At 63.4% G+C, this 13,258-nt stretch carries 11 protein-coding genes; 5 read left to right on the top strand and 6 right to left on the bottom strand.

Annotation, left to right across the window (positions count from 1 at the left end; genetic code table 11):
- The first annotated feature begins 88 nt into the window (after positions 1 to 88).
- Positions 89 to 1,357: a class I SAM-dependent methyltransferase gene (locus NKI19_RS04465; RefSeq protein WP_352489168.1), complete on the top strand. Its 1,269-nt coding sequence runs from the start codon at positions 89 to 91 to the stop codon at positions 1,355 to 1,357.
- Here NKI19_RS04465 and NKI19_RS04460 read toward each other — a convergent pair whose 3' ends face one another.
- Both NKI19_RS04460 and acs read right to left on the bottom strand, forming a co-directional pair.
- The gene (locus tag NKI19_RS04460) at positions 1,358 to 2,101 is read right to left on the bottom strand and encodes an MOSC domain-containing protein (RefSeq protein ID WP_352489169.1); all 744 of its coding nucleotides are present in this window, start codon (positions 2,099 to 2,101) and stop codon (positions 1,358 to 1,360) included.
- On the bottom strand, positions 2,101 to 4,056 hold the full coding sequence (acs, locus tag NKI19_RS04455; protein WP_352489170.1) for an acetate--CoA ligase: 1,956 nt from the start codon (positions 4,054 to 4,056) through the stop codon (positions 2,101 to 2,103). Before acs ends, NKI19_RS04460 begins: the two co-directional genes overlap by 1 nt.
- A gap of 306 nt (positions 4,057 to 4,362) precedes the next feature.
- Here acs and NKI19_RS04450 point away from each other — a divergent pair, with 306 nt between their 5' ends.
- Positions 4,363 to 4,635: an usg protein gene (locus tag NKI19_RS04450; RefSeq protein ID WP_023719720.1), complete on the top strand. Its 273-nt coding sequence runs from the start codon at positions 4,363 to 4,365 to the stop codon at positions 4,633 to 4,635.
- A 46-nt stretch (positions 4,636 to 4,681) separates the two neighbouring features.
- On the opposite strand, the gene NKI19_RS04445 is transcribed toward NKI19_RS04450, so the two are convergent.
- Both NKI19_RS04445 and NKI19_RS04440 read right to left on the bottom strand, forming a co-directional pair.
- Entirely contained in the window at positions 4,682 to 5,716 is a 1,035-nt protein-coding gene (locus NKI19_RS04445; RefSeq protein WP_352489171.1) for an aldo/keto reductase, read from the bottom strand.
- A gap of 73 nt (positions 5,717 to 5,789) precedes the next feature.
- Positions 5,790 to 6,971 (bottom strand): MFS transporter, encoded by a 1,182-nt coding sequence (locus NKI19_RS04440; protein ID WP_352564737.1) that lies wholly within the window; start codon positions 6,969 to 6,971, stop codon positions 5,790 to 5,792.
- Positions 6,972 to 7,107: 136 nt separating this feature from the next.
- Here NKI19_RS04440 and NKI19_RS04435 point away from each other — a divergent pair, with 136 nt between their 5' ends.
- Positions 7,108 to 8,016 carry a LysR family transcriptional regulator gene (locus tag NKI19_RS04435; protein ID WP_352489172.1) on the top strand — a complete coding sequence of 303 codons (909 nt, stop codon included), beginning with the start codon at positions 7,108 to 7,110 and terminating at the stop codon, positions 8,014 to 8,016.
- A 59-nt stretch (positions 8,017 to 8,075) separates the two neighbouring features.
- Here NKI19_RS04435 and NKI19_RS04430 read toward each other — a convergent pair whose 3' ends face one another.
- Together NKI19_RS04430 and NKI19_RS04425 are read right to left on the bottom strand one after the other, a co-directional pair.
- Positions 8,076 to 9,125: an aldo/keto reductase gene (locus tag NKI19_RS04430; RefSeq protein ID WP_352564687.1), complete on the bottom strand. Its 1,050-nt coding sequence runs from the start codon at positions 9,123 to 9,125 to the stop codon at positions 8,076 to 8,078.
- 109 nt (positions 9,126 to 9,234) lie between these two features.
- Positions 9,235 to 9,897, bottom strand: coding sequence for a YggS family pyridoxal phosphate-dependent enzyme (locus tag NKI19_RS04425; RefSeq protein WP_352489174.1), 663 nt, complete (start codon positions 9,895 to 9,897; stop codon positions 9,235 to 9,237).
- A 146-nt stretch (positions 9,898 to 10,043) separates the two neighbouring features.
- Here NKI19_RS04425 and leuS point away from each other — a divergent pair, with 146 nt between their 5' ends.
- Positions 10,044 to 12,668, top strand: coding sequence for a leucine--tRNA ligase (gene leuS / locus NKI19_RS04420; protein WP_352489175.1), 2,625 nt, complete (start codon positions 10,044 to 10,046; stop codon positions 12,666 to 12,668).
- Complete coding sequence (locus NKI19_RS04415; RefSeq protein ID WP_352489176.1) at positions 12,655 to 13,236, top strand: LPS assembly lipoprotein LptE; 582 nt, start codon at positions 12,655 to 12,657, stop codon at positions 13,234 to 13,236. The genes leuS and NKI19_RS04415 overlap by 14 nt, the downstream gene beginning before the upstream one ends.
- Positions 13,237 to 13,258: the final 22 nt, after the last annotated feature.

The raw sequence follows: 13,258 nt of genomic DNA, 5'->3' as shown, positions 1-13,258 counted from the left end.
CGGGCGGCTTGCGGCCGGCCGATCGGGCAGGCAAGATCGAGCCGCTATTGTTCCGGGCCACTATTTTGCCGGGTAAGGGAGGACGGGGATGGAGGCAGCCGAGAGAGCGGCCCGGATTGTTCGGACGGTCATCGAAACGCTGAAGCCGGGTTTCGCGGTGAGGCTGTGGACAGGCGAGCGGATCGGCCCGGCTACCGGCCCGGTGCTGACTATCAACGACCAGGACATCGTCTGGCAGATCGTACGCCGCCCTTCTTTATCGACGCTGATCGAGATGTGGATTGCCAAGGCGGTCGACGTCGAAGACGGATCGCTGTTCGATTTCTACGCCTTGCCCACGCACGGCAAGCTCAGGACAAAGCTCAAGACATTGCCGAAGCTGGCGATCCTGCGCGACCTGCCGGCGGTGCTGTTTTCGCGAAAACAGATGACCGCGCGAACCGATCTTTCCGGCCGCAATCCTTACGTCAGCGGTTCGAGCAAGGAGGCGATCCAGCATCACTACGACATTTCCAACGCATTCTACCGGCTCTTCCTCGACGAGCGCATGGTCTATAGCTGCGGCTACTTCAAGGATTTCGCCAACGATATCGATCAGGCCCAGAGAGACAAGCTCGACCATATCTGTCGGAAGCTTCGGCTGAAGCCCGGCGACAGATTGCTCGACATCGGCTGCGGCTGGGGAGCGATGCTCATCCACGCGGTGAAGAATTATGGCGTCGTCGGCCACGGCGTTTCTCTGTCGGAGGCACAGACCGAGCTCGCCCGCGAACGCATCCGCGCCGAGGGGCTGGAGGACCGCATCACCATCGAGATCAAGTCCTATGCCGAGCTGTCCGGCTCCTTCGACAAGATCTCGTCGATCGGCATGTTCGAGCATCTGGGGCTTGCCAACCATGCGGCCTATTTCTCGAGGATCCATCGCCTGCTCAAACCGGGCGGCATCTATCTGCACCACGCCATCACCCGGCGCGACAAGGGCAACATGAAGAAGACGCTGCGCAAGGGGCCGGAATTCAAGGCGCTGATCAAATACATTTTTCCGGGCGGCGAGCTCGATACGATCGGCATGACGCTCGGCAATCTCGAGGCGCACGGCTTCCTCGTCTACGACGTCGAAAACTTGCGCGAGCACTATGCGCGCACCTGCAGGCTGTGGGCCGAGCGCCTCCACGCACGCTTCGACGAAGCCATCGCCGAGGTCGGCGAAGCCAAGGCGCGGCTCTGGCTGCTTTATCTCACCGGCTGCTCGATTACCTTCGAACGTGCATCGGCGCAGGTTTTCCAGACCGTCGCCACCAGGCGCGCGCGTGGGCCGAGCGGCCTGCCGCCGACACGCGCGGATTTGTACCGGTAATTACACGAACCGCATCGGCGCGCCGATTTCAACACGGGCTGGCCGGTCGACGGTGCAGTAGACGCCCATATTATGCGCGTTGTGGCGGACCAGGCTGCGCAGGATTGCCGGATCGTGGTCGAAGCCGTCCTGGGCGATTATGGTGAAGCCGCAGCGGCGGCATGGTTCGGAGATGGTCAGCAGCAGGTCGCCGATTGCCAGCTTGCGGCCGATCCATTCCGTCTCGGGGAACGATCCCTCGACCTCCGGCATATCGACGACGATGTTGGGGCGGAAGCGGCGCGCGTCGGCGGTGCCCTTTGGGTGCAGCGCTTTCAAACGCGCCAGTGAGGCGGCGGTCAGCAGATGAATAGGGGCTTTGACGTAGCGTTCCGTCAGCAGGGGGCCGGCGTAATCCGGAGCCGCATTTTCCCGGCGGAACGGCCGGATGGAAGCCGCAAAGCCGAGATAGGCGGAAATGGCGCGATCACTTTGCGCGCCAGGTGCCGAAAGCCAGCGTCCGTCGGGGACGGTGACCTCCAGTCTGCCGGCCTGCGACAGCCGGGTGCGGATGCGGGGCACCTTGTGCCATTTCGCTTCGCGGTCGGGCCGTGCGATTTCGTCGGTCGAGGTATCGACAAGGCCAAACAGGCGGTCGCCTTCGACGGTGTACCAGTCGACGGAGATCGTCTCCTGAAACTCGCCGGCGAGCGAGCTCGCGGGATAGCGCCAAAGCTCGGTGACGGCGCCTAATGTGGGTTGCATCAGCCCTTCTTGTTTTGCCGGTTGGCGATCAGGTCGTCAACGACCGCCGGATCGGCCAGCGTCGAGGTATCGCCGAGCGTGGCAAAATCGTCCTCGGCGATCTTGCGCAGGATGCGCCGCATGATCTTGCCGGAACGGGTCTTCGGCAGGCCGGGCGCGAACTGGATCTTGTCAGGCGAAGCGATGGCGCCGATCTCTTTGCGGACATGGGCGACGAGCTCCTGGCGCAGTTCCTCGCTTGGCGTCTCGCCGGCCATCAGCGTGACATAGCAGTAAATGCCCTGGCCCTTGATATCGTGCGGGTAGCCGACGACGGCGGCCTCCGAGACCTTCTCATGGGAAACCAGCGCCGATTCGACCTCGGCGGTGCCCATGCGGTGGCCGGAGACGTTGATGACGTCGTCGACGCGGCCGGTGATCCAGTAGTAGCCGTCAGCATCGCGGCGGCAGCCGTCGCCGGTGAAGTACCTGCCCCTGTAGGTCGAGAAATAGGTCTGCACGAAGCGGTCGTGATCGCCATAGACGGTGCGCATCTGGCCCGGCCATGAGTCGGCAATACAAAGATTGCCGCTGGCTTCGCCTTCCAGCACCTTGCCGTCGGCATCGACCAGCTGCGGCTTGACGCCAAAGAAGGGCCGCGTCGCCGAACCCGCCTTGAGATGGGTGGCGCCCGGAACCGGCGTGATCATGATGCCGCCGGTCTCGGTCTGCCACCAGGTGTCGACGATCGGCACCTTGCCGTTGCCGACGACGTTGAAATACCACTCCCAGGCTTCCGGATTGATCGGTTCGCCGACGGTGCCGAGCACGCGCAGCGACTTGCGCGACGTTTTGGTGACATGGGCATCGCCGGCGCCCATCAGCGCGCGCAGCGCCGTCGGTGCGGTGTAAAAGATATTGACCTTGTGCTTGTCGATCACGTCCCAGAAACGCGACTGCGACGGGTAGTTCGGCACGCCTTCGAACATCAGCGTGGTGGCGCCGTTGGCGAGCGGCCCGTAGACGATGTAGCTGTGGCCGGTCACCCAGCCGACATCGGCGGTGCACCAGTAGATATCGCCGTCATGATAGTCGAAGACATATTGGTGGGTCATCGAGACATAGACGAGATAGCCGGCCGTGGTGTGCAGCACGCCCTTCGGCTTGCCGGTCGAGCCGGATGTGTAGAGGATGAAGAGCGGGTCCTCGGCGTTCATCTTCTCGGGCTTGCATTCGGCCTTAACCGTGGCGACCTCGTCATGGTACCAGACGTCGCGCCCGGCGGCCCAGCCGGTCTTGCCGCCGGTGCGGCGTACTACCAAGACCTTTTCGACTTTCGTTCCGGCCTTGGCGGCGATCTCGATCGCCTTGTCGGTGTTGTCCTTCAACGGGATCGACTTGCCGCCGCGCAGGCCTTCGTCGGCGGTGATGACGAAGGTCGACTTGCAGTCGTCGATGCGTCCGGCCAGCGCGTCCGGCGAAAAGCCGCCGAAGACGACCGAATGGATGGCGCCAATGCGCGTGCAGGCGAGCATCGCATAAGCGGCCTCCGGGATCATCGGCATGTAGATGGTGACGCGGTCGCCCTTCTTGACGCCGTGCTTCTTCATCACATTGGCGAGGCGGCAGACATGCGCGTAAAGCTCGTTATAGGTGATCTTCCTGTCGTCGTAGGGATTGTCACCTTCCCAGATGATGGCGGTCTGTTCGCCGCGCTTGTTCAGATGCCGGTCGATGCAGTTCCAGGAAACGTTGGTCTGGCCATCCTCGAACCATTTGATCGAAACCTTGCCGTCGAAGGACGTGTTCTTGACCTTGCTGTAGGGCTTGAACCAGTCGATGCGCTTGCCGTGCTTGCCCCAGAACTTGTCCGGGTTCTTGACGCTGTCGGCGTACCATTTCAGGTAGGTGTCACTGTCAATCAGCGCGTTCTTCTTCCACGCCGGCTGGACGCGATGGACATGAACATCGGACATTTCTTCGCCTTCCTCCCCAAAACCAAACCGCCGGCTTGACCGCCGGCAGGATCGCAGCGATGCGGCCGCGAATTCGCGCGCATTATTAACAGTTCGGCCGCGACGGCAACATTAGACGTTGGATTCGCGCGGCGGGATGCCGCAGGTGCCTTACCCAGGCGGTGTCAGCACTCTCGTGAGGCGGCTGCTAAGCGCATGTTTTTGCGGGAGGAATCTGGTTCGATCATAGAAATATCAATAGACGATTAAGCAAATGGGGTGCACAATTTCAGGCTGGGAGGAAGGAGAATCAACCAGGGGACCGCAATGCGCGACCATTCCGAAATGGACCTGATGCTCAAGGGCTATGGCTTGACCACGGCCAAGATTCTTTATCACTTTCCCGATCATCCGCATCTGCTGCAGAGCTTCATCTGGCAGGATTACGACATCGCCCCGAAATTTCCGGTGCTGATCCGCTTCATCGAGTTCTGGCAGGCCAAGCTCGAAGGCCCGCTGCATTCGGTCAGCTACACGCACCAGAAGCTGATCGCGCCGAACGAATGGCGCAAGGTCGACGGCGAGTTCGTGCTGCATTAGCCGGGCGGGCGGCAGGCTGGGAGCCGCCGCCCCAGCTTTTGGAGCGTCAGACTGCGGGCGGGTTCAGCCGGGCAAATCCCTCCTGCCGGCGGTAGGGAAAATACGGGTAGGGTGCGGTGACCTCACTTGCCGTGTCGAGCTTCTTCATCTGCTCGGCTGTCAACGACCAGCCGACGGCGCCGAGATTCTGGCGCAACTGCTCCTCGTTGCGCGCGCCGATGATGACGGAGGCGACGGTCGGCCGCTGCAGCAGCCAATTGATTGCGATCTGCGGTATGGTCTTGCCGGTTTCCTCGGCGACAACATCAAGCGCGTCGATCACCCGATAGAGATGCTCATCCTCGACGGGCGGTCCGAAGCTTGCGGTATCGTGCAGTCGGCTTTTCTCAGGCAGCTTCTGGCCACGGCGGATCTTGCCGGTCAGGCGGCCCCAGCCGAGCGGGCTCCACACCAGCGCACCGACACCCTGGTCGAGGCCGAGCGGCATCAACTCCCATTCATAATCGCGCCCGACCAGCGAGTAATAGACCTGATGGGCGACGTATCGGGGATAGCCGTATCTGTCCGCCAGGCCGAGCGACTTCATCACTTGCCAGCCGGAAAAATTGGAGACGCCGACATAACGCAGCTTGCCGGCGCGCACGAGACTGTCCAGCGTCGACAGCACCTCCTCGATCGGTGTTGCGGCGTCGAAAGCGTGCAGTTGCAGCAGGTCGATGTAGTCGGTGCCAAGACGCCTCAGCGCGTCTTCGACTGCCTTGATCAGGCGTGAACGCGACGAGCCGGCATCGTTGGGACCGTCGCCCATCGGCAGCGAGGTCTTGGTCGAGATCAGCACGGCGTCGCGGCGGCCCTCGATGGCAGCGCCGAGCACTTGTTCGGAAGCGCCATTCGAATAGACATCGGCAGTGTCGAACAGGTTTACGCCGGCCTCAAGGCAAATGTCGACCAGCCGCCGTTTTTCCGTCGCATCGCTGTTGCCCCAGGCGCCGAACAGCGGGCCTGAACCGCCGAAGGTTCCAGCCCCGAACGAGAGCGCCGGGACCTTCAGGCCCGATGCGCCAAGATTTCGATAATCCATGGGTTTTGCTCCTTGTGGAAGGATGGCTGTTTCGAAGATTGGTTGAGGTTTGGATTGGTTGAGGTTTGCCGTTCTAAGACCGCGCGATTTCCGGTGTGGCGAGGACGGGGTCTCGGTCGAGGCGCAGCGCAAACGCCGCCACGGCAAGCGCTGAAAGCGGCAACAGGGCCGCGACCCAGGTGACGGCACCGAGGCCGGGACCATGGGCGATGACCAAGCCGCCGAGCCAGGCGCCGGCCGCATTGCCGAGGTTGAAGGCGGCGATGTTGAAGGATGAGGCGAGGCTCTGGCCGGCGCCTTGTGCCTTTTCCAGTACCCACATCTGCAGCGGCGCGACGGTGGCGAAGGCGGCAGCGCCGAGCAGACCGACATAGATGACGGCCATGACCTGGCTGTGCAGGGCGAAGGTCATGGTGCCGAGCACCAGCGCCAGCACGACGAGACTACCGAGAACGGAAGGTACCAGCCAGCGGTCGGCGAACTTGCCGCCGGCGAGGTTGCCGGCGATGAGGCCGCCGCCGAAGACCAGCAGGATAGGCGACACCGCTGCTTCCTCAAAACCGGTGATCTCGGTCAGCAACGGGGCGATGTAGGTGAAGACGGCGAAGACGCCGGCATAGCCAAGTACGGTGGTGGCAAAGCCAAGCAGGACGGGCGTGCGGCCGAGCACGGTGAGATCGGCGCGCAAATTGCTCTTCTCGGGCTCTGTTCGGCTGCGCGGCACCAGCAGGAGAATGATGGCGAAGGCGGCGATGCCGACCAGGGTCACCGCCCAGAAGGTCGCACGCCAGCCGAAGGCCTGGCCGAGCCATGTGCCGAAGGGCACGCCGAGGATGTTGGCGATGGTCAGGCCGGTGAACATCAGGGCGATCGCCGAAGCTTTCTTGTTGGGCGCCACCAGCCCGGTCGCCACGACCGAGCCGACGCCGAAGAAGGTGCCGTGGGCGAAGGCGGTGAGCACGCGCGCAGCCATCAGCGTCCAGTAGTCTGGGGCAAGCGCGCAAGCGAGGTTGCCCAGCGTGAAGATCGCCATCAGCGCCAGAAGCACGGTTTTGCGTGGCCAACGGCCGGTTGCGATCGTCAGCAGCGGCGCGCCGATGACAACGCCGAGCGCATAGCCGGAAATCAGCTGGCCGGCAGCCGAGATCGAGACGCCGAGATCGGTGCTGACGTCGAGCAGCAGGCCCATGATGACGAATTCGGTGACGCCGATGCCGAAGGCACCGGCGGCAAGAGCGTAAAGAGCAAGGGGCATGGCGGTTCCCACTTCGATGACGACCAGTTTTGACGACGGCGCCGTGTCCTCCCACGCGCCGATGCCGAAGATCGTGCCGCGGTGTGCTGTGAACCAGCCTTGCATCGGGCACATCGTCTGTGAAATAGATTCACCAATGGCCAGGCCCGACATCAATCGCTCCGGCGAGATCGAAGTGTTCGTCCGTGTCGTCGAGGCGGGCAGTTTTTCAGCCGCTGCCCGTGCGTTGCGGATGACGCCGTCGGCGGTGAGCAAGCTGATCGCGCGGCTGGAGGCGCGGCTTGGCGCGCGGCTGGTCAGCCGTTCGACGCGCAAGCTGCAACTGACGCCAGAGGGCGCGGCGTTCTTCGACAGCGGCGTGCGCATCCTGGCCGACATGGCAGCGGCCGAGCGCGAGGCAGCGGCGGGTGCCGCGCCGCGTGGCCGGCTGCGGATCAACAGCTACGTGCCTTTCGGGCAACATCGGCTGATCCCGCTTTTGCCGCGTTTCCTAGAGCGCTACCCCGAAATCTCGGTCGATCTGGTGTTGACCGACGATGTCATCGACCTGATGGAGGAGCGCGCTGACGTCGCCATCCGCGCCGGGCCGCTCGGCGAATCACGGCTGGTGGCGCGCAAGCTCGGGCAGAGCCGGGTGGTCGTCGTTGCAGCGCCATCGTATCTCGAGGCGCGTGGTACGCCCAAGACGCCCGCCGATCTCGATCGTCACAACCGCATGGGCTTCCGTTTCATACGTCACCTCGAGGGCTGGCCTTTTATCGACGCGGCCGGCAAGCCGACTACCCTGTCGATCATCGGAAATACGCTGGTCAGCGACGGCGAAGCGATGCGGCTGATGGCGCTCTCTGGGGCGGGCATCGCCCGGCTGGCACGCTGGCATGTGGAGGCCGACATTGCGGCCGGCCGGCTGCTGCCGCTGCTGGAAGAGTTCAACCCCGGCGACGAGGAACTCACCCACGCCGTCTATGTCGGCCAAGGCAAGCATCTGCCGGCGCGGGTGCGGGCGTTTTTGGACTTTTTGGTCGAGACCGTCCGGCTGACCTGAGCCGAAAAAAATCGGGAGCCTGCCGGCTCCCGAAGCATCGAATCGAAGGTGAGATTGGGTTACGTTTTCGGCACAAAGGGCGCCGGCCGCCGGCCGGCTGCCTGACGTTCCAGCATCCAGCCGGGGTATTCGGCGGGCAGGGCACTGACTTCGTCGAGGCGAACAAGGTCATCGGCATCGAGCTGCAACTCGGTGGCTGCAAGGTTCTGTTCCAGCTGCTCCATGCGGCTGGCGCCGATGATTACGCTCATCACGAATGGCTTGGCCAGGACATAGCCAAGCGCCACTGTGGCGACGCTGACGCCGTGCTTGGTGGCGATCTCGCGCATGACGGCGACCGCTGCCCAGGCACGGTCCTCATTGACAGGCGGGAAATTGAAGCTGGCGCGGCGGCCCTCGCCATTGCCGGGAGCACCCGGCCCGTATTTGCCGGAGAGCAAGCCGCCTGCCATCGGCGACCAGACCATCAGCCCGAGCTTCTCCTCGTTGAGCAGCGGCACGATCTCGCGCTCGAGATCGCGGCCGGCGATCGAATAATACGACTGCACGGTCTCGAAGCGGGCAAAGCCTCTGCGCTCGGCAGTACCCAGCGCCTTGGCGATGCGCCAGGCCTGCCAGTTCGAGACGCCGACATAGCGGACCTTGCCGGCGGCAACCAGGTCGTCGAGCGCCCGCAGCGTTTCGTCGATCGGCGTCACCGTGTCAGTGCCGTGCAGCTGGTAGAGATCGATGTGATCGAGCTGTAGCCGCTCGAGGCTGCTCTCGACCGAATCCATGATGTGGCCGCGCGAGGAACCGCGCTGGTTCGGGCCCGCGCCCATGGTGCCATGAACCTTGGTGGCGATGATCACGTCCTGCCGGTTGACGCCAAGGTTCCTGAGCGACTGGCCGAGAAGCCGTTCCGAGGCGCCGAAGGAATAGACATCCGCCGTGTCGAAGAAATTGACGCCGGCGGCGAGCGAGCGGGCGACGATCTCGTCGACGCCCTTCTGGTCGAGGCTGGCGATAAGGCCCCATTGGGCATTCTCGCCGGCCGCGCCGAACGTCATCGTGCCGAGGCAAAGTTCGGAGACGAACATCCCCGTATTTCCAAGTTGATTGTAACGCATGGTGGCTCCAGACGGGTTGAGAATAACTCGACCCATATAGGAACGAAACGTTCCGTTTCTATACGCTGGCTTAGTCAATGTCAGCCTGTGGCCTAAGGCCGGCTGCGCCTCATCTGGCGCCGAAAATCGCCGATCCAACCCTGACACTGGTCGCGCCGAAGGCGATCGCGGTTTCGTAGTCGCTGGACATACCCATGGAGAGCTTGTCGACGCCGGCCTCAAGCTCAAGCTTTTCCAGCAGCGCGAAATGCGGACCGGGGTTCTCGTCGGCCGGCGGAATGCACATCAGCCCCTCGACGGCGAGGCCATGGACATCGCGGCAGCGGGCGACGAAGGCGACCGCCTCGCGCGGCTCGATGCCGGCCTTTTGCGGCTCCGAGCCCGTGTTGACCTGGACATACAGCCTTGGTGACCGGCCTTGCCTGGCGATCTCCTTGGCCAGCTCTGCGGCAATCTTTTCACGGTCGACGGTTTCGATGACGTCGAACAGCGCCACCGCTTCCTTGGCCTTGTTCGATTGCAGCGGACCGATCAGATGCAGCTCGATGTCGGGAAATGCCTCCTTCAGCACCGGCCATTTGGCTTGTGCTTCCTGGACGCGGTTTTCGCCGAAGACGCGCTGGCCGGCCTCGATGACGGGGCGGATATCGGCGGCATCGAAGGTTTTCGAGACCGCGACCAGCGTCACCGCTCCGGCCTCGCGTCCTGCCTCGCGCTCGGCGGCAGCGATCCTTGCCTTGACCGTGAAAAGCTGTTCGACGGCGCTCGCCATGCCTATATCCTGCCTGTGTTTGGCTTTTCGCCGGATCGCCGCAGTTGACGGGTCCGGCAATCCATGGTGAACACCGCGACGACATTTCCTGAGCCGCCCGGGCATTGTCCGGCGGCTCGTGCATGCTTTTAAGTGAAAAACACCCGATGGCAACCGAACGATACAATCCGCGCGCGTCAGAGCCCAAATGGCAGAAGGCCTGGGACGCCAAGAAGCTGTTCGAAGCCGACAATGACGACCCGCGCCCGAAATACTACGTGCTGGAGATGTTCCCCTATCCGTCGGGGCGCATCCATATCGGCCATACCCGCAACTATACGATGGGCGACGTGGTGGCACGCTACAAGCGGGCCAAGGGTTTCAACGTGCTGCACCCGATGGGCTGGGATGCCTTTGGCATGCCGGCCGAAAACGCGGCGATGCAGAACAAGGTCCATCCCAAGGACTGGACCTATCAGAACATCGCCGCCATGCGCGAGCAGCTCAAGGTCATGGGCCTGTCGCTCGATTGGGCGCGCGAGTTCGCCACCTGCGATGTCGATTACTATCACCGTCAGCAGATGCTGTTCCTCGATTTCGTTGAGAAGGGGCTGGTGACGCGCAAATCCTCCAAGGTCAACTGGGATCCGGAGGACATGACTGTGCTTGCCAACGAGCAGGTCATCGACGGGCGCGGCTGGCGCTCGGGCGCTCTGGTTGAACAGCGCGAGCTGACGCAGTGGTTCTTCAAGATCACCGATTATGCGCAGGACCTGCTGGATTCGCTCGACCAGCTCGACGACTGGCCGGAAAAAGTGAAGCTGATGCAGGCGAACTGGATCGGCCGTTCAGAAGGGCTGCTGGTCCGCTGGCCGCTGGCCAAGCCAGTCGCCGGCGAGCATGAGCTCGAAGTCTACACGACCAGGCCCGACACCATCTTCGGCGCCTCCTTCATGGCGATTGCGGCCGATCATCCGCTGGCCAAAAAGGCCGCCGAAGACAATCCGGCGCTGGCAAAGTTCATCGACGAGGTTCGGCATATGGGCACTTCGGCGGCGGCCTTGGAGACGGCCGAGAAGAAGGGTTTCGATACCGGCATTCGCGTCGTCCATCCGTTCGACGAGAGGTGGACGCTGCCCGTCTATGTCGCCAATTTCGTGCTGATGGACTATGGCACCGGCGCCATCTTCGGCTGCCCGGCACATGACCAGCGCGACCTCGACTTCGCCAACAGATACGGCCTTCCGGTCATTCCGGTGGTGATGCCGGAAGGCGAGAATCAAGGAAGCTTCCAGGTCATCGACGAGGCCTACGTCGATGATGGCGCGATGATCAATTCGCGCTTCCTCGACGGCATGAAGCCGGATCAGGCATTCGACGAGGTGGCGAAGCTGCTCGAACAAAAGACCATCGGCAACCGGCCGATGGCCGAGCGCAAGGTGAACTTCCGCCTGCGCGACTGGGGCATTTCGCGCCAGCGCTATTGGGGCTGCCCGATCCCGATGATCCATTGCGAGGATTGCGGCGTGGTGCCGGTGCCGAAAGCCGACCTGCCGGTCAAGCTGCCGGACGATATCGAGTTCGACCGGCCGGGCAATCCGCTCGATCGGCATCCGACATGGCGGCACGTCAAATGCCCGCGCTGCGGCAAGGACGCGCGGCGCGAAACCGACACGATGGACACGTTCGTCGATTCTTCGTGGTATTTCGCGCGCTTCACCGCGCCCTGGGCAAACGATCCGACCGATCCCAAGGCGGCGACTGAATGGCTGCCGGTCGACCAGTATATTGGCGGTATCGAGCACGCGATCCTGCATTTGCTCTATTCGCGCTTTTTCACCCGCGCCATGCGCGAGACCGGCCATGTCGATCTCGCCGAGCCGTTCAGGGGCCTGTTCACGCAAGGCATGGTGGTGCACGAGACCTATCGGGTTGGCGGCGCCTCGAACGGCCGCTGGCTTGCGCCAAGCGAGGTCAGGCTGGAAGACGCCGACGGCAAGCGCCGCGCCTTCGAAATCGCCACCGGCGAAGAGGCGGTGATCGGTCCGCTCGAAAAAATGTCGAAGTCGAAGAAGAATACGGTGAGTCCGGAAGAGATCACCGACGGCTACGGCGCCGATACGGCGCGCTGGTTCATGCTGTCGGACTCGCCGCCCGAGCGCGATGTCGAATGGACCGACGAGGGCGCGGCGGGCGCGCATCGCTTCATCCAGCGCATCTGGCGCCTGGTGTCGACGGCTGCCGAATCGCTTGCCGGAGTTCGGCCAGAGGCGGCGAAGGACGGCGAGGCCGGGACAGTGTCCAAGACCGCGCACAAGATCCTGAAATCGGTCGGCGAGGATATTGAAAAGCTCGCCTTCAACCGCGCCATCGCCCGCATCTACGAGCTAGCCAATGCCTTGACCGTGCCGCTCAACGAGGCGGCAGAGGGCAAGGCCGGTCCGGCGCTGCAAGCGGCCTGCCGTGGCGCCGTCGAGATCCTGGTGCACCTGATCGCGCCGGTCATGCCGCATCTGGCCGAAGAGTGCTGGCAGACGCTCGGCGGCACCGACCTTGTCGCCGAACGGCCCTGGCCGGACTACGATCCCTCGCTTGTCGTCGACGCCGAGATCGTGCTGCCGGTGCAGGTCAACGGCAAGAAGCGCGGCGATTTGACAATTGCCCGCGACGCGGACCAAGGTGCGGTCGAAAAAGCGGTTCTGGCTCTCGACTTCGTGCAGAGAGCGCTCGAAGGTAAGGCGCCGCGCAAGGTGATCATCGTGCCGCAGAGGATCGTCAATGTCGTTGCCTGAGCCGCGAAAGACAGAGCTGACGCTGCGCCGTGTCGTGCTTTGCGGGCTGCTCGCGTCGGTGGCGCTGGTTTCCGCCTGCACGGTGCGGCCGCTCTATTCGAGCGCGCCGCTGGTCGCCGGCTCGCAGGTCGGCGCTGCTGCCGAGCTGGCATCGATCTCGGTCAAGCCGGTCAAGACCCGCTACGCCCAGCAGGTCCGCAACAATTTGATCTTCGCGCTCGGCCAGGGCGCCGGCGAGCCGGCTTCGCCGGTCTATTCGCTTGATCTCGGCGTTTCCGAACTCGTCGAATCGGCGGCAATCGAGCAGGTCACGACCGACGAGGACGAGCCGACCGCCGGCACTGTGACGCTTACCGCCAACTATGTGCTCAGCGATGCCAAGACGGGCACGGTCATAGCGAGGGGCAAGCGCTCGATTCCGTCGTCATACGACAGGCCGCGCCAGGAATTCGCGTCATACCGGGCGCAGATCGACGCCGAGAACCGTGCGGCGCGCGAACTGGCAGATGTGCTGCGGCTGTCGATCGCCCAGGATCTGATCAAGCACGGCAAGCCGGCGGCAAGCTAGGTCTTTCCAGAGTGCGCAATCT

Source organism: Mesorhizobium sp. M0751, from assembly GCF_040320265.1.
Classification (GTDB): Bacteria; Pseudomonadota; Alphaproteobacteria; order Rhizobiales; family Rhizobiaceae; genus Mesorhizobium.
This window is presented reverse-complemented; position numbering and strand designations above follow the sequence as displayed.